Source organism: Candidatus Hydrogenedentota bacterium (genome assembly GCA_019637335.1).
In the GTDB taxonomy this organism is placed as follows: domain Bacteria; phylum Hydrogenedentota; class Hydrogenedentia; order Hydrogenedentales; family JAEUWI01; genus JAEUWI01.
The window spans coordinates 60,851-86,161 of sequence record JAHBVV010000023.1; the positions used below are offsets into that span (position 1 = coordinate 60,851).

Consider the following 25,311-nt stretch of genomic DNA (forward strand, 5'->3'; position numbering starts at 1 on the left):
CCCCGCCCGCCCTAACCGCGCGTCCTCGCCCCGCCCTGGATCGTCTCCTTTGCGTCTTTGCGCCTTCGCGTGAATATCAATCCTTCCCCAGCTATTTTCCTAGTTGCTCTTCGTACTACTATCCGTCAAATTCTTGTTTTTTCTGCAAGTTCTTCCAATCAAAATCCATATAACCAACTGTCGGAAAAGAATTTACGAAGCGAAATTTCCAGGGGGAATCTCCGGGCCGTCCCACAAGTTTCGTGGTCGAAATTCTTTTCTTGCCCACGGATTACACCGATGACACGGATTGCAGCGATACGCTAACCAAACGAGAAGAAGCCGCCCGCCCCCCTTCCACCCCGCTACAATACAGATGCTGAACAATCCGAACAGGCCCCCTTGGAAACAACACGCAGCCGCCTGCACACCCCAAAGACCGAATTCATCTTCTATCCGTGTCATCCGTGTAATCCGTGGTCACAACTCCTGATCGCGGCCGGCCACAGCTCCCGGCGCATTCGTGTGCATTGGTGTCCATTCGTGGTCAAAAACGCCCCCCATTCAACCGCCTCGGTCCGTCCCCGCACAATAACACCCTATGCGCTCTATGCGTTCTCTGCGGTTAAAGCCCTTCTCTATTTCTCTTCGTGACCTTCGTGCCCTTCGTGGTGATCATTTCTTTGCTTGCGGCCCAAGTTGGCCTTGCGCTCTTTGTGGCGCCCCCATCCACCCGACGCCACACCAATTGCCGCCCCACTGCACCAGACCGTTTTCATTCGCGTGAATTCGCGTCCATTCGCGGTTCAACCCCTCAACCATTTCGCAGCAGCGCCAGCAATTCCTCCGCCGAGACCTTCCCCGCCATGTCCGCGCCTTCCAGCAGGCTGTTCGCCAGGTCCCGCTTGCGGTGGTGCAGCGCCGTAATCTGATCCTCGATCGTGTCCCGCGCCACCAGGCGGTACACCGTCACCGGGCGCTGCTGCCCGATCCGGTGCGCTCGGTCCGACGCCTGGTCCTCCACCGCCGGATTCCACCACGGGTCCATGTGGATCACGTAGTCCGCCGCCGTGAGGTTCAGCCCAAGCCCGCCCGCCTTCAGGCTGATGAGGAACACATCGCCCGCGCCCCCCTGGAAGGCGTCCACCGCCTTCTTACGCGCGGGCGCCGGGGTGCTCCCATCCAGGTACTGATAACGCACGCCCTTCTTGTCGAGCAAGGCCCGAAGAATGCTCAAATGGTCCACAAACTGGCTGAAAACCAGCGCCTTGTGCCGGTTCTCCATCAATTCGTCCAGTACCGCTTCAAACACCTCTAGCTTCGCGCTCGGCAGGCCGGCCGCCTCGTCGATAAGCTTCGGATTGCAACACGCGCGCCGAAGCCGCATGATCTCCGCCAGAATGCGCACATGGTGCTTGCCCGGCGCCGCTTCCACATCCGCGAGCTGTTTCAGCGCGCGCTGCCGGAGCGCCTCGTAAAACGCGCGCTCCTTATCCCCAAGCTCAACGTGCAGCACGATATCCGTGCGCGCGGGCAATTCGTCCAGCACGTCCTCTTTCCGCCGCCGCAGCATAAAGGGCTGGATCAACTGCTTCAACGACCGGCTGCGCTCCCGGTCCTCGTTCTTCTCGATCGGTATCGCATACCGCGCGTTAAATCGCTCCAGCGACCCGAGAAAACCCGGGTTAATGAAGCGGAACAGGTTCCAGAGCTCTCCCAGGTGGTTCTCGATCGGTGTCCCCGTCGCCGCGATCTTGAACTTCCCATTCAGCTCCATCGCCGCGCGCGAACGCTTCGTGGCCACGTTCTTGATCGCCTGGGCCTCGTCCAGCACGATGGTCTCCCACTCCCGCTCGCGAAACAGGGCGATCTCGCTCTGAAGGATCCCGTAGCTCGTTACCAGCAAGTCGAAGGGACCCAGGTTGTCCAGCACCTCGGCCCGGTTAAACTGCCCAATGCGGTGCACGCGAAGCGACGGCGCGAAACGTATCGCCTCCTCCTCCCAGTTCGCGCAAACCGACGTGGGCGCGATGACCAGCTGCGGGCCGCCCGGCGCGCGCCGCAACATGAGCGCGAGCGCCTGCACCGTCTTCCCGAGCCCCATGTCATCCGCCAGGCACGCGCCAACGCCCCACTCCGCCAGGCGCGCCAGCCACTTGTAGCCATCCACCTGGTAATCGCGAAGCGTAGCGCGCAATGTCGAGGGGATCTCCGGCTCCAGATCCCGCGCATCCCGGAGACGCGCCAGCTGCGCCTTCCACTGCTTGTTGCCGCGCACCGCCCCCGCCTCCGCCACGAGATCCTCCATCAGCGGCGCCGCCAGCGCGTGAAGCCGCAGCGCCCCGTCGCGCTCCTCGCCAATTCCGCGGAGTTCATCCAGCTTCCGGCGAAACGCCTGCGTGAGCGCCAGGAACTGGCCGTCCGCGATCTGTACAAAGCGCGATCGCGATCCCGCCGTGAGATCGAGCAGACGCTGCATGTCGATCACGAGTTCCTCATTCACCCGCACCTCCCCGGAAACCTCAAACCAGTTGTGGCCCCCCTTGATCGTCGCGCGAAACTGGCCCGCGCCCGCGCTGCCCTGAAGATTCAGCGTCTGCCCCTTCGGCCACTCCAGCCGCACAATCTCCCCGCACGCCTGGGCCTCTTCCAGAAATTCCAGCGCCTCCTCCGGCGTCTCCAGCCGCCATTCGCTCTCCCCGCTGGGTTCCACAAGCGATGGGCACGCCGCCAGGAACGCCTCCGCCCCCGCGCGCTCCGCCGCAAAATCGCGCGCCGCCTGCACATGCCGCCCGTCCAGCTCCGCTATCACCACCTCGCCGCCCGCGCCGGGAGGAAACACCGGGCCGCCTTCCAGGAGCGGGCGCACGCGCAGGTGCACCAGGAGCCCCTCCCCCGCGGGCAACAACTGCGCCACCGGAAACGGGTCCGCCTCCACCCGGGGAATGCTCTCGTCGCCTACCCCGATATCGGAATGCACGGTGACCACCGAGGAAACGTTGCGAACCGCCTGGAGCACCTGATCCTTCGCCCGGGCCGGCACCCGCAAGCCCTTCCCCAGGGTCTGCGCCACGCGCCGGAGCGCCGCCGTGTATTCGTAAACCACAAGCCGCGTGTCCCCCTCGTGAATTACCAGCACATCCCCCACTTGTGGCGCGCCCGGTATCATTTCGAGGTTGTAGGCATCGTCCGTCGCCGCCACCCGGAGCTCCGGCGCCTTCGCCACCACCTCGATCGGGCCATATCCATCTGCCCGGAACACCAGCGGGTGCCCCGCCAGCGCCGCCAGCGCCTTGATCGAAATCGTGTAATCCATACTGTGCCGGCCCCACCCATACGGGTCGGGCTCCACGGAAATGTGCTCGCACGCGGCCAGATCCTGCTCCGTGAGAAAGCCGAGCGACCGCCCCTCTTCCCGGAGACGGCGAAGCGGAACCACCCGGCCCCGCGTCCACCTCCCGTTCGCCTGGCGCTTTTGCTCCTTCGCCTCCAGATACAGGCCGCCCCCGGAATCGTAAATAATCCATACCAGACGGGACGCCTTCTCGGGCGCGCCGGACAGCGTTTCCGGGCGCGTCAATTCCAGCAGCGCGTTCAGGCTGCGCTCCCATTCCTCCCGCTCCTTCAGCAACGCCAGCAACGGAGTGCAACCGATCTCCTTGCCCAGCGCCTTCACGCGCTCGCCAAATTCCTTCGCCTTAACCTTCTCCCGATTCAGAATGGCCGCGAGCTCGTGCGCCAGCCAGCGGTAACCGTTGGCCTCCAGGCGCTCATACAGCGTCACCGCCTCGCCGGCGCTATGCTTCAGCGGGGCCCGGCCCAGCCACACGTCCAGGAGAAGCGCGATCACCTTCCCGCAAACCGTCCGGCACTCCGTCCAAACCGGCCGCTGCCAGCTTTCGTACGGGTCCGGTTGCGCCGCCAGGCCCATCTGAACGCGGAGAATACGCTTGGCCAACTCGGACAATTCGGCGTAGTGGAAATCCCGCGCCCGCGCGCCGCGTTCCGCCAGTTCCAGCGCGAGCGGCCACGATTGCTCCCCCTCCCCGATCAGCGCAATAAGGTAGTAAATCCAGTTAATCGATGGATAAACCGGCTTCCGCTTGCCGGTCACCCGCTTAAAAGCTTCATAACTCGCGTGATACTCCGCGGCGGCCTCGCCCGCCAGGCCCTTCGCCAACAGGGCCCGCGCCCGGAAAAGGCCGCGGCTCACATCCAGCTCTGCGGGAAGCGTCGGCTCAACTTCCAGTTGGCCCTGATAAAACTGGAATTCGCTCGCGTGTAGCATCGCCGTAATGCGGTGTTCGCGCGTCCACCGGTCCCAGCGCGACGCCGAAAACGCAATCTGCGCGCACGCGTCCGTTCCGGCGTCCACCGAATCCATGAGCACCCAGGTCATCCAGTGCCCGATCGTCTTGCCATTGAGGGTGGCGGTCCACTCGGCGTCGAAGGGGTTGTTCAGGATCGACGTTACCGGGTGCTCATGCAGTGCGTCGTCGTGTTCCTCAAACATGATGTTGAGCAGCTCGTCCAGCAGTTCGGTTTCACCGCCATAAAACGCGATGCGCACAAGCGCCTGCAGCTCGCTGACGTCCAGATAACGCGGCATCGAATAGCTCGATCGCGGCAACAGGGCCTGCCGCACCAGCCCGGAGAGCTGATCGAAGCGCCCCTCGACCACCATCTGGCGCGTCACCACCTCGACGATTTCCCGATCGCAGAGCCACTTCGTGCGCGTGCCCTGGGCGAGGCGCATCCGCTTAGCCTGCTCCAGGATCTGCAATAGGCCGGCCTGGGTGATCGGCTTACGGTTCTCCCCCAGAACCCCGCCCTCCTTCAACACACTATGCAACGTATCCAAACGGACCGGCGCATAAAACAACGCCAGCGCCTCCAGGATCGGGATCTCGGCGGGGCGAAGCTTCTTCAGCGATTCAAAACGGCTTTTCTCGGATGCTGCCATGGATTCTTTCTACCGGTACTCTCTCTCGTGTAAGCATTCCGCCGCCTGAATCACCGCGTCGAGATCCCGCAGAGCTCACGGCCATTTCAAAAGACACGCCCAATGGCGCGACTGGATCGCGGACCTTTTCGCCACGGCGGACCTTCGGCGTGGCCGCGGACAATGTAGGATAGCCGTCCCGGCTGTCCACCGCGCCGAATGGCGCGACAGGATCGCGGACATTCCTGTCCGCGGCAAAGTAAGCCAAAACTGTCAAAATACACCGCGCGCCAATTCAACCACAGCGCCCGGCCATCTCAGGCCTTCTGGCGCTCCTTGATCGAAATAAGCGCCTTCATCACACCCGAAAGATCCGCGCTCCGATTCACGCCGCCGAACGCGTCGTGCACCTGCATATACAGCGCGTACAGCTCGTCGTATACCGCGCCATGCGCCGGATCCGGGCTGTACTGGATCTCCTTCACGCCCGTCATCGCCTGCTGCGCCGCCTCGTAGCTGTCGTAGCCGCCACGGGCCGATCCCGCGATCACCGCCGCGCTCAGCGCCGAACCCAGCGCGCAGGTTTGATCCGAGGAGGACACCTGCATCGTGCAGCCCGTGATATCCGCGTAGATCTGCATCAGCATCGGATTCTTCTCGGCAATCCCGCCGCAACACACGATCCGGTCCACCGGCACGCCATATTCCTTGTAGCGTTCGATGATCGCACGCGCACCGAAAGCCGTCGCCTCGATGAGCGCGCGGTAAATATCGGCCTGCGTCGTATACAGCGTCTGGCCGAGAAGCAATCCCGTCAACTTCGGGTCCACCAGCAGGCAGCGGTTCCCGTTGTTCCAGTCCAGCGCCAGCAGACCAGACTGCCCCGGTTTCTGCTTCGCCGCCTCGTTCGTCAGCGCCAGATGCAGGTTCCCGTCGCCCTGGCAGACCACCTCCACGAACCACTTGAAGATGTCGCCCACCGCCGACTGCCCCGCTTCCAGGCCATAGTGGCCGGGCAGGATCGAACCGTCCACAATGCCGCAGATCCCGGGGATATCGCGGAGCTTCTCCGTGTTCGGAGCCACGGTGCAGTCGCAGGTCGACGTGCCCATGATCTTCACCAGCACCCCCGGCCGCACGCCCGCGCCCACCGCGCCAAGGTGCGCGTCGATGGCGCCCACCGCAATCGGAATACCCGCCGGCAGCCCCAGCTTCGTCGCCCAGGCGTCGCACAGAGAACCCGCCGGCGTCGCCCCGTCGTGCGCCTTCTCAAACAACCGGTCCCGCAACGCCGCCAGCTTCGGATCCAGCATCGCCAGGAATTCTTTATCCGGAAGCCCGCCCCACTCGTCGCAATACAGGCACTTGTGGCCCGCCGCGCAGACGCCCCGCACAATTTTCGCCGGGTCCGTCACGCCCGCGAGCACCGCCGGGATGTAGTCCGCGCACTCCACCCAGCTGTGGGCGGCGTCAAACACCTTCGGATCGGCGTTCAGGCAATGCCAGATCTTCGACCAGAACCACTCCGACGAATAGGTCTCCCCGCATTTCGCCAGGAAGTGCGGGCGGTGCTCGAAGCCCAGCGCCGTGATACGCGCCGCCTCCTCCGCCGACGTGTGGTCTTTCCAGAGCCACGCCTGCGCGTTAAGATTGCCCTCAAACGCCGGGTTCATCGCCAGCGGAACACACGCCGCATCCACCGGAATGGGCGTCGACCCCGTGGTGTCCACTCCGATCCCGATCACCCGGTCCGGCGCGAACCCGTCGTACCCCTTCGCCGCCGCCAGCGCCCCCGTCACCGTCGCCTCAAGCCCCGCCACGTAGTCCGCCGGATTCTGCCGCGCCAGGTTATGATCCGCGGGGTCCAGAAGGATCCCCTGATGGCCCGACGGGTATTCAAACACCTTCGCCCCGGCCTCGCGCCCATTCGAACAATCAACAACCACCGCGCGCACCGAGTTGGTGCCATAGTCGACGCCTATGGTAAAGGATTTCATGGCTTTCCTCTCTTCCGGTTCGGTAAATCCCCGTTAATCGCGTACTTTACCACATCCCCCGCCGCCCCTACGACCGCCGAAGCCCGGAAGACGCGAAATCGCCTCTATCACGTCGGCTGCCCATCAAACGCGCCGCACCCAGCCGCGTCAGTGCTCGATCCGGCGGCGGTGCGCCTCCAAATCGTACCCGTGCCGGCGCAGGTGCTCCAGCGTCTCCGCCTCGTCCGCGAGCACCCGATCGATCATGTCCGGCAGCCCCTCCAGCACCTGCTCCGGGATGGCTACCACCCCGTTGCAGTCGGCGTGTAACAGGTCGCCCGGGCGCACCACAAGCCCGCCCACTTCGACCGGGATATTCGCCTGCCCCACGTCAATATAGCCGTGCGACACCACCACGTGCTCGCTCCATACCTTCATTCCCATCGCATGGAGCGCCTCCAGGTCGCGCACCGCGCCGTCCGTGATAATGGCCGCCGCGCCCAGCGTCTGCACCTGCGTCCCCACGATTTCGCCCCAATGCGACGACCACCCCTTCCGGTGGCAACAATCTTTTACCACGCAAATCGCGGGCCTGGGCGATTCCGCGATGGCCTCGATCCAACGGAAGCGCTCGCGCGGATCGGGCGGATACGCCTCGTCATATTCCACGATCGTGCAGGTCGTCGCATACCCCACGACCCGGCCCAGATCGGGAAAGCGGCACTGGATCGGCGGGCCCATGTAGCCCTCCCGCCGGGGCCGGATCTTGAAACGCTCAATGGCGTTGGACACCGTCGGGCTGTCCACCGAGAGAAGTTTGGCCTCCAGCGCGGGATCCAGACGATTCGGGGTGCTCATAGCTGCCTTTCTATGCGCCGCGCCGGAGCGCTCAGCGCCACTCCATCAGCGCAATGTTCATGGCCTCTTCCACGCGCCGGCGGGGCTTGTGGCAATAGATGATCCCGTGCCCCGGCAGCATCATATCCATATCCACCCGCGCAAACCGGATGAGCGACTGCAGGTACACCTTGCGGTCGAAATCGAAGGAGCCGCTCCAGCCGAAATGACCGGCGAGCAGCGTCCCGATGACGTCGCCGCTGATGCAGATCCGCTTCCCTTCGTGCTCGAAGAAAAACGCGGTGCACCCCATGCTGTGCCCCGGCAGGTGCATCGCCTCAAACGTCACGCCCAGCAACTCGAAGCGCTCGCCATCCTCCACCGTCCGGTCCACCCGGCAGGGCGTAAAGGTCTTGTGGTAGAGGTACCCGCAGCAGCGCTCGTCGCCCGCCGCCACCGCCTCCGCCGTCACCGGATGCGACACTAGCCTCACCCCCCGCGCTTGGAGCAGGTGCGCGCCCGCCGCGTGATCAAAATGCGGGTGCGTCAAAACACAATAGCGGATCGTGTCCGGCGACAGGCCCCAATACGCCATATTCGCGAAGATCTGATCCATCGTGTCGCCACAGCCGCTGTCGAACAGGATCAGGCCCTCGCCCGTCTCCAGGATATACGTATTCCCATCCTGGTAACCCGCGTCCACGCCGTCAAACGTCACCCCGTTCAAATCGCCGCCCACCTGGTACAAGCGCCGTAATATCTGCACATTCACCCTTCCAGGCGGGCGCCCGGGGAGAAACCGTATCCGCCGTGTAGTATTGAAAAACTAAACAGTCCGGACTAACCACGCCCGTTGCGCGTCCTGCCCGAAACGTAAAGCGTCATAACCGCCAGGCCAAGCAGGAACACATCCGAAATCAGCCGGCGAATGTCCTGTTTCGCCGCCGATACCGTCAAACGGCATCCCGCCTCGCCTTCGCCTTCGCCCTCACCCTCACCCTCACCCTCACCCTCACCCTCACCCTCGCCTTCACCCTCGCCTTCACCCTCGCCTTCGCCCTCCCCTTCACCCTCACCCTCACCCTCACCCTCACCCTCACCCTCGCCTTCCCCTTCGCCCTCGCCGCCACTGATCTGGGCCTCGACCTCCGCTCGCGTCAGGAACCCGTCTCCGTTGGTATCGATCGTGTTGAACACGTCCACCGATATCCCCGGCGCCACCAATCCGGCTTCCACAAAGCTCAGACGGCCGTTCCCGTCGGCATCGGCGCCCGAAAAATCGTTGATCAACGCCTGCACCACCTCCGCAAGCTCCCCGCCCGCGCCCGACGCCGTCGCCGCGACAAATCCAACTTTCGCGATATCGTCCTGTTCGCCGTTCGCATCCCGAACAAGCAACCGGACGGTGTACGTCCCGGTTTCGTCATACGTGTGGGCCGGATGCTGCTCGGACGATACGGCGCCGTCGCCAAAATTCCAAAACCAGGTAACAATGTCCGATGATCCCGGCGTCGACAGATCGGCAAACTGAACGGCCAGCGGCGCAAGCCCAACCGTCACATCCGCCGTGAATTCCGCCGTGGGTCCAACTATCTCGCCCTCACCCTCTCCTTCGCCCTCACCCTCGCCTTCGCCCTCACCCTCGCCTTCGCCCTCTCCTTCGCCCTCACCCTCACCCTCGCCCTCGCCCTCGCCCTCACCCTCACCCTCTCCTTCACCCTCTCCCTCTCCCTCTCCCTCTCCCTCGCCTTCGCCCTCACCTTCGCCTTCGCCCGCACCTTCAATGCAAATAGAGACCACGGACGCTTCCGACAGGCTCGCGCCGGCCGATTGGCGATACTCCGCGGTCCCGGATATCGATCGCGAGGCCGTTTCCTCGCTCGGAACGCCAACCGTATAGGTGAAAACCGCGGGAAACGCGGGAACGTTTATCCAGGCAAACTCCAGCACCCCCGTGGCCCCGGACTCTGGAAACACATCCGGAAGCGCGCCCCCTGCGAGACCGCCAAAAACCCAACCCGCGGGAAGCGTTTCCCGAAGTCCCACCGCCAGCACCTCCGGTGCACATTCACTGCGCAGCGTTACCTCGACAAGCACGGTGGAACCCGGCGCCACGCAATCGGCGCCGGCGTCGTGCGCCAACGAAATACACGCCGCAACCGGCGGCGCATACACCATGAATGCCACGGTAACCGCCGCCACTATCGCCAGGTTGAGAATCCGCATCCCTCGTCTCCCTTCACGTATTCGCCGGGGACGGCATCGCGCACCCCAGGCTCCGCGAAACATTGTAGCCCAAACCCGGGCTGGATTCCGAACCCTTCCTAACCGTTCACCATGGCGTCCCGCAGCGTCTGTATGGCCGCGGGAATATCCGGAAATTCCCATACATTGCGGCCCACCGTCGCCCCCGCCGCACCCGTGCGCGCCACCGCACGCATCATCTCCGCCGCCTGCTCCAGCGTGACGCATTTCGGACCGCCCGCCGCGACCACCGGCACCGGCGTCTGCGACACAATGTCACGAAACGACGCCTCATCGCCCGTGTACGGGACCTTGATCACGTCCGCGCCCTGCTCAAGCCCCATCCGGACCGCATAGAAAATGTCCTCGGGATCGTGGGTGACCGACGTCTTCTCATCGCCGCTGCTCAGGGTGTAAATGTGAGGTATCACCGGCAGGCCGTACTGCTCCGACTCCCGCACCACCCGCGCGAGATGCTCGATAAACCGGATCTCGCTCGGGCCTTTTAAGAACATCGCCACCGCAATCGCGTCCGCCCCCATCGCCGCCACCTCTTCCACGTGCGCGGAAAATGCAAACTCGCTCCACTCCGGGCGCAGCGCCATCGACTGGATGATAAACGGCACGCGCCCCGCCCACGGCGCCATGAACCGCATCGCAATCCCCTTGTTCATGGTGATCGCGTCCGGCCGCCCGGCCACAATCCGCTCCAGCGTCGGCCCCATCGTCCGGAGGCCCTCTGGAAGCCCGATCGGGTAGTTGATGAGGTGATCCACCGCAACGCTGAGGATACGGCCGGAAGGATGCGTAAAAATGCGGTTCAGGCGGGTGCGCTTACCGAGGCTGGACATGGATACGGCTCCTGGAGACGCTGACTGGGGGCAAAAGGGACGCGCCGGAACCGGCGCGGCGCCCGCAAAGCGTAGCGAAGAGCGCCCGCGCGTTGCAAACCCCGTCCACCCACGAACGCCCCACCAGCCGCTTCAGTAACCTCATTCTCTGCGTTCTTTGCACGCTCTGCGGTTCCAGGAAAAGAAGCGTCACCGGAAAACCCCACCACCTGCTCCCCGCGCCGCGTCGCGGTGAATCCACCCGCCTCCAGCCTTCTTCCATCCGTACTGCTATCGGTGATTATCTTGTTCTTCCAGCAGATCTTTGCGCTCAAGAAACCCATAACCATATGGCGTAAAGGCATTTACGAAGCAAAAATTCCAGGGAGATTTTCCGGGCCGTTCCGAGAAGTTCGTGGCCGGTATTTTTTTGACCACGGATAACACCGATGACACGGATTGAAGCGACACCCTAATCAAACGAGAAGGACCAGCCCACCACCCGATCAACCCCGCTATAATTCCGACGCTCAACAATCCAAACAGGCCACCTTGGAAACAGCACGCAGCCGCCTGCACACCCCAACAACCGAAATTATCTTCTATCCGTGCCATCCGTGTAATCCGTGGTCACAAATCCAGATCGCGGTCAACGCCTGCTCCCGGCGCATTCGTGTGCATTGGTGTCCATTCGTGGTCAAAAACACACCCTCATTCAACCACACACTTCATCTGCGTACAAGAGTCATCCTCTGCGCTCTCTGCGTTCTCTGCGGTTAGAGCTATTCTCAGTTTTTCTTCGTGACCTTCGTGCCCTTCGTGGTGATCATTTCTTTGGTTGCGGCCCAAGGCTGCCCTATGCCCTTCGTGGTGATCTCTCTTTTGACTGGATTGTGGCCAGACGCAGCCCCGCATCCACGCGCATCCACCCCCAGCCCCCTCACTCCGCGAATCGAATCTCCGAAAAATACGCCGGCTGGTGAAAGTTCAACTCCCCCCCGATCTTCGACCACGACGCCCAGTGCGGGTGCGAGTTGTTCTCCGCGCACTTGTAAAAGTTCGCCCGCCACGTCTTCCCCGCCGCGCCGCCCAGATCGCCCAGATACGCCTCAAAGAGATTGAAAGGGATGTGGTACTCCACATGCCACACCACGGGATCCGCCAGCTCCGGCTCCACCGTCTCCGGCATGGAATGGTAGATCGCAACCGACTGCGCCAGCTCCCACGGCACACGCCCCGGCTTCCTCAGGCTCTCTCCTGCCCAGGCCGGGTCCTCCTTGTACGAGAGCAGCATCGTCCCGCCGCAGTTGATTTCAAAATTGAAGTAACCCCGACCCGCGACGGGCTCCACAAAAAACTCCACGCACGCGTCCTCCCACACCTTCCCGTGGTATTCCGTCGCGATCGAGCGCACGTAGCGATCTTCCACCCGAAAATGCAGGTAAAGCCCCTGGTCGTCATAGACAACCTTCGCCTGGGTCCTCGGGCGGTGGCCGGATCCGTCCGCCCCGTAAAAGTGCGTTATTTCGAGCGCCGGCACGGACGCCCAGGCCGGTCCCTCCCAAGCCCCGTCAAGCGCCGGCGTCACCGGCGTCCGTGTGATCGTGTAGGCGGGCTTCTCCGCCGAAGCCGCCTCGCCCGCCCGCGCGGCGGCGGCTTCCATTGCCGCTGGAATGGTCATACAACATACTCCCAGAAATCGCAAAACACGCGCCATCGTCATGGTAGATTCCTCCCAGAGGCATGCGCGAACGCAACCTCCCGCTCCAGCCCGCGTGCATCCCCGCAACCGGACGCCCTGCGCGACCGGCGGAAACCATCATGGTACGCCGATCCGCCCCGCGCTGCAAATCCCTCCCCCGCGCGCCACCCCTCAGTCCCCGTTGTCCTCCGGATTCTTCATCAGCGCCAGGAACTCCGTGTAACTCTTCGCCGCCAGCACCTGCTCGGCCATGTCCGCACGGCGAAAACGGCGGGCAATCTCCGCCCCGATTTCCAGCTGGGCCCCCGGATCCTCTTCCGGAGTCAGCACCAGAAAAACCACGCTGGCGGGACGCCCGTCCGGCGCGTCAAAGTCAAGTCCAATCTCGCTCACACCCACCGCGACGATCGACTCCTTCAAGCCCGCCACGCGCGCGTGCGGCAGCGCCACGCCGTTGCCGATGCCGGTGGACATGGCGGTTTCACGCCTCCAGACCGCCGCCTCGATCGCGTCGAAATCCAGGCCATGCGCGTCGCACACCGCCTGGAGCAACTCCCCGATGGCCTCACGCCGCGCCGTGGACTCGAGCCTGCGGCGGAAGAACCGCGATCGGAGCGCATCCTGCAGACGCCGCGCCTTCGTGTGTTGCAATATCAGCCGCATGAGGGGCCCGCTCATCATCGATGTGACAATCGCCATCACCACCAGGGCAACAAAGAGCCGCTGCCGTATGATCCCCGCCTCCAGGGCCAGCAATCCAAGCACGATCTCCATCGCGCCGCGCGCGTTCATCGCAAAGCCCACCGCCCACGAATCACGCACCGGCATCCCGCCCCAACGCGCGCCGATCACGCCGCCAGCAAGCTTGCATGCGCAGGCGATCCCCAGGATCGTCGCCGCCAGCGCAAAATCGAAATGGGTCACGAAATTCACCTGGAGCCCGATGCTGGCGAAAAACAGCGGCGCGAAGATGAACGACACAAACTGATCGATGACAACCCGCGTATGCTCGCGCATGTGGGGCGAATCCCCGATCGCAACGCCCGCCAGAAAAGCCCCGAATATCGCGTGAATTCCAATCCATTCCGCGCAGGCCGCCGCCAGCATCGCCAGAACAAACGCGAAACTTATCACCCCGCCGGGCCAGTGCGTATAGGCCTGGAGATACGGCAGAATGCGGTTGATCGTCCAGCGGCCCGCGGTCAACACCGCCCCCGCAAACAGCAGCGTCAGGATTACCGTCGCCGGGATGTTCTGCGCGTGGCCCGCCCCGCCGTCCATTAGACCCAGAATGACCGCGAATATCGTCCACCCGATAAGGTCGTTGAAAATCGCCGCGCTGATCACGATCATCCCCAGATCGCTCCGGTAGAGATCGAGGTCCATCAGGGTCTTCGCAATAACCGGAAGCGCCGTAATGGAGAGCGCCGTCGCCAGGAAAAGCGCAAATACGAGCGGGTCCGCCCCCGCCTGCGCGCCCAGCGCCCCCGGCCAGTACCACGCGAGGGCAAAGCCGATGCCCAGCGGCACGACCATCCCCACCGTACCCACCTTCAGCGCAACCCGGCCCTGGCGCGCGATGCTGGAGAGATCCACCTCCATCCCGGCAACCAGCAGAAACAAAACGATCGCAACATTCACCAGCGCGTCAAGCGCGATCGCGTTGGGGCCCTGGGACGGAAAGAGCCAGGCGCTCCACTCCGGAAGGATCAGGCCCAGAACCGTCGGGCCCAGAAGCACGCCCGCAAGCAGCTCTCCGAGCACGGCCGGCTGCCGGAAACGTTGCGCAATCTCGCCCAGGGCGCGCGCCGCCCCGAGCAGAATGCCCAGGGCAAGAAAAAGTACCACGATATTCTGGTGCGAGAGTTTATCCATGAACTGAAATTCTGGTTATTCCGCTCGCGCGACAACCGCGCATGGGTTCACAATATGCAATCATCGCCTCGGACGGCCCCCTGCTTCCACCGGCCGCGCTCGTTTGCCGGGCGCGCCGAGAGATGCGCCGTACGCGCCTCGCGCGCCGATCAGCTCAGGTACACCAGGCGGTGGCCGGGTTGCGGCGAGGGAGCCTTCTCCGCCGTCAGGATCAGCAACCGCCTCTCCTCCGTAACCACAAACATCGGGACCGCCTCGGGGTTCTGCTCCTTAAACTGCGCGTACCTGAAATTCTCCGTGAGCAGCGTCGACTTGCATTTCGCGCCCGCCCACGCCCGCTCCGACAGCACCCGGAACGGATAATCCTCCCCGAACAGAGTCCGCCCGCGCAGGTGCCTGGGCAATTCCGTTTCGTCCTGCCCCCTCGAATGTCCCGTCTCCGTGGCGAGCTGGTACGTTTCCGCGCGCCCGAATACCTCCGCGAAGTGCAGTGCCGCCAGCGCGTTTACGGTGTAGTTGCCCGTCAGCGCGAGCACCCGCCCCATTCGATCCAGCGGGAGTTCGTCCAGCAAATGTTCGGACAGGGCGTCGCCAAAATGCGCCTTCAAGCCCTCCTGCCGGGCCGCCGTGATATTCCGCCAGTTGCTGTCCACCAAAAGCACGTCAAACCCCTCGCGGTCCAATACATGCCCCACCTGCCGGGCCAGAGGATGCGCGCCGATGATCACCGCGCCCTGCGGATCGGAGAGCGCCAGGCCGAGCTTCTTCGCCAGCGGGCCTGCCGTAAGCCCATATACCAGCACCGTGACGCCGATTACCATGAAACTCGCCGGCGCCATCAGCTCCGCCCCCGCGAAACCCGCCTCCCGCAGATACAGCGCAAAAACCGACGTCACCGCCGCCGCAACAATGCCGCGCGGGGCCATCCAGCCCAGGAATACCCGCTCCTGCCACGTCATGCTCGTGCCCCAGGTGCACAGCAGGATCGAGAGTGGCCGCGCAATGAAAATCAGCACCGCCACGAAACCGATCCCGCGCCAGCCGAGCTCGCGCACCAGCCCGAGGTCCAGCCGCGCCGCCAGCAGCACAAAGAGCACGGCGAGCAACAGCACGCGGAGGTTTTCCTTGAACTCCACCAGGTGGCGGATGGAAACCTGGTTCTGGTTGGCCATCCAAATTCCCATGACCGTCACCGTAAGCAGGCCCGACTCCGGCATGATGCTGTTGGATGCCGCGAAAGCACCCACCGCAAGCGCCAGGCTGATCGCCACATGCAGGTGCTCCGGTATCCAGTAGCGGCGGATCGTGAACACCATCACATACGCGCTCGCCACGCCAAGCCCGGCGCCGGTCAAAATCGTCAGCAACACCCCCTTCGCAACCACCCCGCCTGCCGCATTGCCGCTCCCCGACGCAATCGCCTCGAAAACCAACACCGCCAGACTCGCGCCCACCGGGTCGATCATGATCCCTTCCCACTTCAGCAGCGGGCCGGCCTTGCCCGTGGGCCGGATGTGGCGCAGCAGCGGCCCAATCACCGTCGGCCCCGTGACCACGAGAATGGCCCCGAGCAGCAGCGCCACCGGCCACGACATTCCCAGGACGTAATAGGCCGCGAGCGCACTGATGCCCCACGTGACGGCGGCCCCAAGCGTTACAAGCCGCCAGAAGACCTTTCGCACCGCCGCCAGTTCCCGAAATCGAAGGGTTAGCCCCCCTTCAAACAGTATCAACGCCACACAAACCGATACAAGCGGCAGCAACAAATCGCCAAACAACGCGTTCGGGTGCACCCACCCCAATACTGGACCCGCGAGCACGCCCGCGCCAAGAAGAAACAGGATCGACGGCAACTTGACGCGCCAGCCTATCCACTGTGCCGCCACGCCCAGGACAACAAGCAGCGCCAATTCCACCAGATGGTGTTTTTCCATAAAGGTTCCAGACCAGTTCGACCCGCGCCACGCCCCTGCGCTGCCCCGGGCGGCGAATGGGGCGGCGGCCCTCCTCAATTCCCTGAAAGCATAGTGGGTAGTCGCGACCCCGCGCAAGCTGCCGCCCCCCCCCCCGAAATGCGCCTGCTCCGAAAAAAAGCGCCTCAGCTTCACCACAACAGCCTCATCCAAACCAGAGTACAGTATCCCAAACAAGGAAGCCGCAAAGGCTGGGAGCGCAGGCGTCCCCGCCTGCCAGGCGGCGAAGCCGCCGTCCATTTTCATCCTTAATGGGTGGCGCAACGCCCCATGAAAGGCTGCTCCGAAATTTCAAAAGGAGCCACGGGCGCCATCCTCCTGCGGCGGATCTCCGACGTTCAAGCTCCGCGGCTCCGCCGCGAAGGCTTGAGCGTGCGAGACTCCAAAAGAGCGCCAGCTCTCAGGAGCAGTATTTCATCCTTAATGGGTGGCGCAACGCCCCATGAAAGGCTGAACCCTCAATTCGGGCAAAAACGGTGGTAGCGGCCTTTCAGGTAGATGCCGAATATGCGGGGAACGTACGGATGCAACACCGCGCGGCCGCTGGCGTCAAGCTCCAGATTTTCTTCCGCAACATAGGTCTGCGCGCCACCATGCACCAGCACGTGATACCAGGGCTGGCTTCGATCCGGCTGCGTCCGGTTTCCAAGGTACCAGGAATCCGGAGCCCGGCAGTGCGCGTCCGCCTGAACGACCACCCCCCGGTAGTTGTAGCGTTTGTGATGGACTACCTGTCCCACTTCGAAGCGCGCCATACGGTTCACTCCTTTCACGAACGCTGCCCAAACCAGCCCCATTCGGCTTGAGCCAATTCTGCGCGGCCATCCGATTGCGCCGGGGACACAAGCACAGCGCCCTACCTATTATACCCGCTCCCCCGCCGCGCGTTGCGCCTCAGGCCCGCTGAAGCACCGCCCCAAAACACCGCGGATCGGGCAGCGCCCCGTCGCCCCCCGGATTCACCCCCGTATACCCCGAAATGTCCACAAACGCCGAATTCCGCTCCGCCGACTCGTACCCCGCCATCAGCACCGCCATCGTATCCCACGCCATAAGCGCGCCAGACTGCGGGTAGCGGCGGGCATCCAGCGCGCACGCCACGGCGTCGTCCATCTCGTTGACGTAGCCGTGGGTGTGAAACTGTCCCGGGCGCGGGAAACATGTCCCCAATGGCGTCGGCAGCTTCTCACGGAACAGCAGATTCCCCGCCGGCGCCGCATCGGGGAGAAAAAGCTCGTTCTCGTCGTTCGGGTTGATGCGCATGTCGTACTGGCCAAAATCCGCTATGGCCGAGAAGGTGTTCCGGATCCCGCTGATGCTCAAGTCGTAGCCATACAACTCGGCCACCGTCCCATCCTCGAACACCACACTCATCCGCGCAAAATCGTCCACCCGCTGCATGACGCGAAAATGCTCGCCCGCCGCATCCGGCAGCCCCTTCAACACCTGGAGCGTCACCGCGGAAACCTTCACCGGGCGGATGGGGCGTCCCTCGCGGAGCAATCCTTCGACCTGCTTGAGGTACAGCGCCGGTCCGAGCGGGTGGCACGCCTTATTGAACAGCGCGCCGCCGCCGGACTTCGCCGGATTGTCGTAATCCGGCGCGTGGGAACCCTGGTGCGCGCAGATCCCGTGCTGCATCAGAATACGGCCCTTCCCGTGGGGCTGCGCCTCGCGCATGATCTCCACCAGCGCCTTCATCCCGTCCACGTACACAAAGTTTTCGGCATAAAGCAGCCGCACGCCCCGCTCCGCCACCTGCCGCAGCACCGCCTCCAGCGCCACCATGGACTCCGCCTTCCGAATACCGGCGGGCGCCGTGCGCCCCTCGGCGTACCCGGGCCAGATCAACGGCGGCTTCTCCAGCACGATAACCGAAACGCCCGCCTCGGCCGCTTCCACGACATACTGCGCGTGTGCGTAGTTCGCGCACGCGATACAGTCAATATCCGGCCGCACCGCCTCCAGCATCTCCCGGTGCGACGCAAAGGCCTGGCCCACCCCGTGACGCTCCGCGAAACGCTGCGCATTGCCCAGGTGACCCGAGTTTACCCCCGCCAGACGCAGTTCCACCCCATTGCGATGGGGCAGCATCCCGAAACTCCGCGCCACAAAATCGCCCGCAAAACCGGTCCCGCTGATGGTGATGTTCAAAGTGCGATGCGTATCCGCCATGGAAAAATTCTCTCGTAATGCCGCCTCAAAAGCGCCAGCAAACCACAAGCGCCACCACAGCCAGAGTCTACACAGGAATCCGCCCCATTCCAACCCAAGGCCAACTGCCCCAACTCCCCCATCCGCCCCATCCGTCCCATCCGTCCCATCCGCCCCATCCGCCCCATCCGCCCCCGCCGTCCCATCCGTCCCATCCGTCCCATCCGTCCCATCCGCCCCATCCGCCCCATCCGCCCCATCCGCCCCATCCGCCCCCGCCGTCTCTGCCGTCTCTGCCGTCTCTGCCGTCTCTGCCGTCTCTGCTGTCAACTGTCAAACCGTCAACTCTCAACTGTCAACTGTCAACTGTCAACTGTCAACTGCCCCGCCCCCCACCGGGTGTGCCACGGCCAAGCGGCCCTGTCCGCCGCAGGCGGATTGACCGTGCCCTAAAGCCTACAGCCTACAGCCTACAGCCTAAAGCCTCCAGCCTAAAGCCTCCAGCCTGAAAGCCCCCCTTGCACCACGCGAACGAAACCGCTATCGTATGGAAAACCAAAAGGGAGAGTGTCATGGAATCCACCACGATTCAGCCGATATTCGATCGTGACGGCTACATCGCGTTGCCCGTCTTCATACTCCCGCAGCGCATGAACGAAATCCGCCGGGAGGTGGAGCGCTTTCTGAACACCCAGCTCGAATACCTGCCCGAGGATCACGTGGTCCGGGAGGATCCCGCCAACCCGGCGAGCATTCGCCAGGTTCGCGAGCTCCAGCGCTACGACGAATTCTTCAACGATCTCGCCCGGGACGATCACCTCAAGCTCGCCGCCGAAACGGTGCTCAAGGGGCCCGCCGGACCCATCCACGTACAGTATTTCAACAAGCCGCCCGGCGCCAACACCGCCACCCCGCCCCACCAGGACGCGATCTACTTCGACACCAACGCGGCCGAAACCGTGGAGCTCTGGCTCGCGCTCGACGACGCCGACGAAGACACCGGCTGCATGTACTACGTGCGCGGCTCCCACGTGCTCGGCCTGCTCCCGCACCAGCCCACCGGCGTCACTGGCTTCGAACAGGGACTGGTCGACGATGCCATCTGCAAGGACCCCCGCACCCTCGTGCCCTGCTCCGCGCGCGCCGGCGACCTGCTCGTCCACAGCGCGCTCATCGTGCACTGGAGCGGCAAGAACGAAAGTAGCCACCGCCAGCGCCGCGCCCTCAGTTTCATCTTCCAGCGCGGCGTGACGGCCGACACCGACGACGAGAGCTCCGTCCGCGAGCCGGATATCGCCTCCGGCGCCCCCGGGGCGGCCTGACGCAAACGTTCACCCCACAAGGAGACCGCATTCCATGGATCTGGCTCAACTGCACGAACCGGCCGGCGATCTGTTCCGCGAACAGCTCGACGCCGGCCCGGACGCGTTCCGCCTGAGTGAAGATCAAATCGCACAGTACCACGATCTCGGCTATCTCGCCGGGGTTCGCGTGCTGACCGACGCCCAGTGCGACGCCCTCTGCGAGGAACTCGCCGCGCTGGCCGACCCCGCCCACCCGGGAAATCACCTCTTCTACGAATACAACTCCAACGAATCGGCCAACCCCGAAACCGTGCTCTTCCACGCCCTCGGCGCGTGGCGCGTCTCCCCCGGATTCCACGACATCCTCTGGAATCCCGCCTTCACCCGCCCCGCCGCCGACCTCCTCGGCGGGCCCGTGCGCTTCTGGCACGACCAGCTCTTCTGCAAGCCCGCACGCCATGGCGGCGTGGTCGCCTGGCACCAGGATTACTCCTACTGGACCCGGACCAAACCCATGCGGCACATCACCTGCTGGATCGGACTGGACGACGCCGACGAGGAAAACGGCTGCCTTTACTACGTCCCGCGGAGCCACACCTGGCCCCTCCTCCCCATTACCGGCCTCGCCGGCGATATGGAAGCGATAAAAACCGTCCTCACCGAAGAGCAGCGCGAAGCCTTCCAGCCCATCCCCATTCCCCTCAAGCGCGGCGAATGCGCCTTTCATCACCCCCTCCTCGTGCACGGCTCCTACGACAACCGTTCCGAGCGTTCGCGCCGCGCCGTCGTGCTCAACGCCGTCCGCGACGGAGTCCACTCCGATTCCGCCGAACCCCTCCTCGCCGGCGTCCCGCCCGTCCCGAAGGGAGAGCCGCTCTCCGGCGTTTTCTTTCCCCTGCTACTGGCGGAAACCTGACACCGAACAATTACCGGACAGGCGGCGCCCGATTATCGAACACTTTCCTGTATTAATCGCGAACTGACTCAGTTCGCGATTTTTTTTCTTGCAAAATCGCGCCCTTTACCCTACTATGCCTTCAGTATACTTCCATGTAAGAGGGCAATTTACGCCATGCGAGACTACGACCTCCTCGCCGGCCTCCTGGCCTACCAGCTCCGGCTCGTCTCCGCGGGCACCCTCGCCTGGTACGCCCACGAACTCAAATCCGCCCCCGACACCCGCCTACTCGACTTCCTGCTCGAAAAGCGCGCCATCCAGGAAAACGACGAGCTCCTCCTCGTCCGCATTACCGACAATATCGTCCACGCGCACGACGGCAACATCGCCGCCGCCCTGGACACCTTCGGCGGCGCGCCCGCCGCGCGCGAAGCCTTCGCCCGCGCCGTCCACCAGACCGAGAAGGGCTGGGAAACGAGCGATGACGACACGGTCGCCGCCGATGAACTCCCCCACGGCCTCCCGCGCCAGATCGCGCCCGAGACCGCCGGACGCTACACCCGCGGAGCCGAATACGCCCGCGGCGGCATCGGGCGGATCCTCCTCGTCCACGACGAACAGATCGGCCGCGACATCATCCTCAAGGAGCTCCTGCCGCACAGCGCCGTAAGCCCCACCGACAGCACCCTCTCGCGAATCCCGGCCAAGGACAGCCCGGGAAGCCCGTTGCGCCAGTCCGCCGCCATGATGGCGCGCTTCCTCCAGGAAGCCCAAATCACCGGCCAGCTCGAACACCCCGCCATCGTCCCCGTATACGAGCTCGGCATCCGGACCGACGGCCAGCTGTATTACACCATGAAACTGGTGCGCGGTGAAACCCTCGCCGCGTCCATCGCCGCATGCAAGGCCCTCCAGGACCGCCTCGCCCTCCTGCGCTTCTTCCTCGACATCTGCGAGGCCGTCGCCTACGCCCACTCACGCGACGTCATCCACCGCGACCTCAAGCCCTCCAACATCATGGTGGGCCAGTTCGGCGAATGCGTCGTGCTCGACTGGGGGCTCGCCAAGAAACTCGGCGCCCCCGACGCCGGCAAAGACTCCGTGAGAAAGACGGCCTCGCGCCTCAAGCTCGATTCAGGCGCCCTCGAACAATCGCACACGCGTTCCAAAGAGGTCATGGGCACGCCCCTCTACATGGCCCCCGAACAGGCCCGCGGCGAGGCGGCGGCCGTCGCCCAGTACTCCGACGTCTACAGCCTCGGCGTCATCCTCTACGAGATCCTTACCGGCCAACTGCCGCACCCCTGGAGCAATTCCCTCGACACCATCCGCCGCGTCGCCACCGGCCCCGCGCCGCCCGTGCGGAAAGCCGCGCCCGACACGCCCCCCGAACTCGCCGCCATCTGCGACAAAGCCCTCCAGTTTCACTTCAAGGACCGCTACCCCTCCGCAAACGAACTCGCCCGGGACATCCAGCAGTTCCTGGAAGGCGCCGTCGTCGAGGCCTACCACTACCGCGCCGCCGATCTCCTGCGCCGCCTCTACCAGCGCAACCAGACCGCCATCCGCGCCGCCGCCGCCATGCTCCTCGTGATCGCCGCCACTGGAACCGTCTCCTACATCAACATCTACCAGGCCCGCAACGCCGAAACCCGCGCCCGTATCCAGGCCGACGAACAGCGCGCCATCGCCGAGCAGCAGCGCATCGTCGCCGACGAACAGCGCGAACGCGCCGAAGGCGCCGAGGAACAGACCGCGCGGGGAAAATACGTCTCCGACATCCGCCTGGCGGACGCCTACCTGCGCGAGTACACGTTCCAGTCCGCCGAGGACACCCTCCTCGCCGCCGACCCCCGTTACCGCGGTATCGAATGGGGCCACCTGCTCGCCCAGTGCCGCCAGGAATGGGCAAGCATTCGCGCCCACGACCGCGACCTCTTCGCCCTGCTCTCCCCCGACGCCGCGCGTGTGCTTACCGTCTCCAGCGATCAGACCGCGAAACTCTGGGACAGCGCCTCCCGCGACCTCATCCACACCTGGAACCTGCCCGATGCGCTGATCACCAGCGGAACATTCAGCCCGGACGGGCAACGCATCGCCATCTGGATGCACGATGGGCGCGTCCACCTCTTCGATACGGCGACCGGCGCGGCCATTCGGGACTGGGCCGCCCACCCGATGCGCGTGCACCAGGCGGTATTCAGACCCGGCGGAGAGACGCTCGTTACGGCCTCGGAAGACCGGCTGGTCCGCGCATGGGACCTCGAAACGGGCGAACAGCGATGGGAAGCCGGCCCCTTCGACCGCCCGGTGTACCAGCTGGATTTCGCCGAGGATAGCCAGGCGGTGCTCGCCTGCCCGGAAGGCGGCGCCCCCGTACTGCTCAACGCGGAGACCGGCGGCATTCAGGCCACTTCCGATTTCTCGGGCCGCGTCTTCTGGACCGGCGGTTCCGGCGCCATTGTTGGCGATGGCGCCGATCTGGTTTTCGTGGGTGGCCCCGACTTGCGGGAAACAAACCGCATCCGCGCCGGAACAGGCGTAACCCGCGCGAGCTTCTACCCTGATCAAAACCGTCTCCTCACCGGCACGTCCACGGGCCTTGTGACGCTCTGGGACACAGCCACGGGCGAGCAGCGGCAAACCTTTAACTTCATGCATCCCGTCTACGATTGCCGCCTCGATGTTTCGGGCGAAACCGTCGTCGCAATAGCGGTAAGTGGCCACATCACCGCCTTCGACGCCGCAACCGGTTCCCCCCGGCTTGCATTCGGCGGGCACCGCCACAACGTCACCACCGCAACCCTGCTACCCTCGGGAACCTTCCTGCTGACCGGCTCCGTGGATGGGACCGTCCGCTTCTGGTCGCTGACCGAATCCGCGTTGACGGCCCCCAGAGCCCAGGCCCCCGCGCGCAGCCGCCTCGTGGGCCTCTCGGACGACGGATCAGTGGTCCTGCTCTCGGAATCCGCCGGATTGACCGTGCACGAATTGACCAGCAACACGCCCCTGCTCGGCGCGCGCCTCCCCCGGGCCGCCGGCGCGACCTCGGCCATAAGCGGCCATGGCGCGCTGGTCGCCACCGCGCTGGATGGCTTTCTGCCCGCCATAATCCCCCTGGATGCCCCCCAGAGCCCTCGGCTCCTTCCCGGCCACGCGGGCTACATCTCCAGCCTGGCCTTCAACGCGGCGGGAACCGAGCTCGTAAGCGCCTCCTGGGACAATACCGCGCGCATCTGGAGCGTGGCCGACGGCGCGCCGCTCGGTACCCTCGAAGGGCACACCGACACGGTGTATACCGCCGTCTTTTCGCCCGATGGCGCCCTCCTCGCCACCGGCTCGCGCGACGAGACCGCTATCGTCTGGGACCGCGAAACCCTACAGCCCCGTTTCATCATCCCGCACGGCCACGCCGTACACCATTGCGCATTCAACGCCGGCGGAACGCAAGTCGCCACCGCCGGCCGCGGAGGCGCGATTCGCATCTGGGACGTTGCCAGCGGCATAGAGATACACGTGCTCTCCGTGCAAACACCCCAGATTACCGCGCTGTCCTTCACCCGTGACGGCGGACGCCTGCTTTCCCAGGCGGGCGCCGGCCGCATCACCGTTTGGGACAGCCATCTGGGCCTTTACCTCGCCGAACTCCCCCCGGGTGGGGCGATGCCCGGGACCTGGACCCATTTCCACCCGCCGACCGGCCAGATCCTTGCCGGAGGACCCGACAACGTCGTGCGAGAGTATCGTCCCCTCCTGGACGCGGGCGGTCAGCCCATTCAAGATTCCGCCGCGCTCGATTCGGCGCTCGACGCATACCGCGACACCCGCGACGCCGCCACCCCCCTCGCCGATCCCGCGCCCCTGCCTTCCGAAATCAACGTCTACATGCCCGCACCCGGCGTGGCGGGTTTGCTCGAAGGCCTGCGCCAGCGTTTCAGCGCGCGCGCGGATAACGCCGCCGCCTGGATCCTCCAGGAGCCCCCCCCTAACGCCCACCCGCTCGACCTCCGCGCGGGCGACGCCATTACCGCGATCGCCAACCTCGCCCCCGCCGCGTTCTTCACCCCCGGCAACGCCCAGGGCGCCGAACGCTACACCGCCGGCAACCGCGCCTTCACCCTCGACATTATTCGCGACGGCCTGCTCACCCGCTTCCAGATCGTCGGCCTCCCCGTCCGGCAATCCGCGCGCAACATAACCCTCGCCCGCGACCGCGCCCTCGAACTCCTCCACGCCGCCCGCGAAACCATCAACCGCGACGCCGCAACCCTCGATCAGGTTACCAAGCGGGAAGCACCCCCCGGAGAAGAAACGCCCGCCGGCATCCAGGTCCCCACCCCGCGAGAAGCCGTCCGCAAGAACCTCCTCCGCGAAGCCGGCCTCCAGGCCAACACCCGCCTCATGGCCATCAACGAAACCACCATCACCAGCCTCCCGGAACTCGCCGCCCAGATCGACCAGGGCATCGCGTTTCTGGAGAACAACAATACATTCAACACACGCCTCCGCATCCAGCGGGGATCGTTTGAGGTTGAGGACGTGGTGATGGGTTCACCGTGAACCTGTGACTACAAGTGATCATACAGAGGCATATAGA

At 64.5% G+C, this 25,311-nt stretch carries 13 protein-coding genes; 3 read left to right on the forward strand and 10 right to left on the reverse strand.

The genetic code is table 11. The features are described from left to right. Positions 1-793: 793 nt before the first annotated feature. The 10 genes from KF886_20165 to KF886_20210 all read right to left on the reverse strand — a co-directional run bounded on the left by KF886_20165 (position 794) and on the right by KF886_20210 (position 18,842). Positions 794-4,942: a DEAD/DEAH box helicase gene (locus KF886_20165; GenBank protein ID MBX3179675.1), complete on the reverse strand. Its 4,149-nt coding sequence runs from the start codon at positions 4,940-4,942 to the stop codon at positions 794-796. 296 nt (positions 4,943-5,238) lie between these two features. Then, positions 5,239-6,918, reverse strand: coding sequence for a ribulokinase (locus KF886_20170; GenBank protein MBX3179676.1), 1,680 nt, complete (start codon positions 6,916-6,918; stop codon positions 5,239-5,241). Between the two features lie 147 nt (positions 6,919-7,065). Then, positions 7,066-7,755, reverse strand: coding sequence for an RraA family protein (locus tag KF886_20175; protein ID MBX3179677.1), 690 nt, complete (start codon positions 7,753-7,755; stop codon positions 7,066-7,068). 31 nt (positions 7,756-7,786) lie between these two features. Then, positions 7,787-8,500: an MBL fold metallo-hydrolase gene (locus KF886_20180; protein ID MBX3179678.1), complete on the reverse strand. Its 714-nt coding sequence runs from the start codon at positions 8,498-8,500 to the stop codon at positions 7,787-7,789. A gap of 74 nt (positions 8,501-8,574) precedes the next feature. Then, positions 8,575-10,206 carry a PKD domain-containing protein gene (locus tag KF886_20185; protein ID MBX3179679.1) on the reverse strand — a complete coding sequence of 544 codons (1,632 nt, stop codon included), beginning with the start codon at positions 10,204-10,206 and terminating at the stop codon, positions 8,575-8,577. Positions 10,207-11,748: 1,542 nt separating this feature from the next. Then, positions 11,749-12,489, reverse strand: coding sequence for a carbohydrate-binding family 9-like protein (locus KF886_20190; GenBank protein MBX3179680.1), 741 nt, complete (start codon positions 12,487-12,489; stop codon positions 11,749-11,751). 192 nt (positions 12,490-12,681) lie between these two features. Beyond that, a complete protein-coding gene (locus tag KF886_20195) occupies positions 12,682-14,385 on the reverse strand; it encodes a cation:proton antiporter (protein MBX3179681.1) in 1,704 nt (567 codons plus the stop codon). Between the two features lie 149 nt (positions 14,386-14,534). Beyond that, entirely contained in the window at positions 14,535-16,319 is a 1,785-nt protein-coding gene (locus tag KF886_20200) for a cation:proton antiporter (GenBank protein MBX3179682.1), read from the reverse strand. 497 nt (positions 16,320-16,816) lie between these two features. Continuing rightward, a complete protein-coding gene (gene hspQ, locus KF886_20205) occupies positions 16,817-17,113 on the reverse strand; it encodes a heat shock protein HspQ (protein ID MBX3179683.1) in 297 nt (98 codons plus the stop codon). A gap of 139 nt (positions 17,114-17,252) precedes the next feature. Continuing rightward, the gene (locus tag KF886_20210; GenBank protein ID MBX3179684.1) at positions 17,253-18,842 is read right to left on the reverse strand and encodes a Gfo/Idh/MocA family oxidoreductase; all 1,590 of its coding nucleotides are present in this window, start codon (positions 18,840-18,842) and stop codon (positions 17,253-17,255) included. Between the two features lie 242 nt (positions 18,843-19,084). Between KF886_20210 and KF886_20215 the strand changes: the two genes are divergently transcribed. The 3 genes from KF886_20215 to KF886_20225 all read left to right on the forward strand — a co-directional run bounded on the left by KF886_20215 (position 19,085) and on the right by KF886_20225 (position 25,274). Then, complete coding sequence (locus tag KF886_20215; GenBank protein MBX3179685.1) at positions 19,085-19,834, forward strand: phytanoyl-CoA dioxygenase family protein; 750 nt, start codon at positions 19,085-19,087, stop codon at positions 19,832-19,834. 34 nt (positions 19,835-19,868) lie between these two features. Further along, positions 19,869-20,732, forward strand: coding sequence for a phytanoyl-CoA dioxygenase family protein (locus tag KF886_20220; protein MBX3179686.1), 864 nt, complete (start codon positions 19,869-19,871; stop codon positions 20,730-20,732). A gap of 156 nt (positions 20,733-20,888) precedes the next feature. Beyond that, on the forward strand, positions 20,889-25,274 hold the full coding sequence (locus KF886_20225; GenBank protein MBX3179687.1) for a protein kinase: 4,386 nt from the start codon (positions 20,889-20,891) through the stop codon (positions 25,272-25,274). Positions 25,275-25,311: the final 37 nt, after the last annotated feature.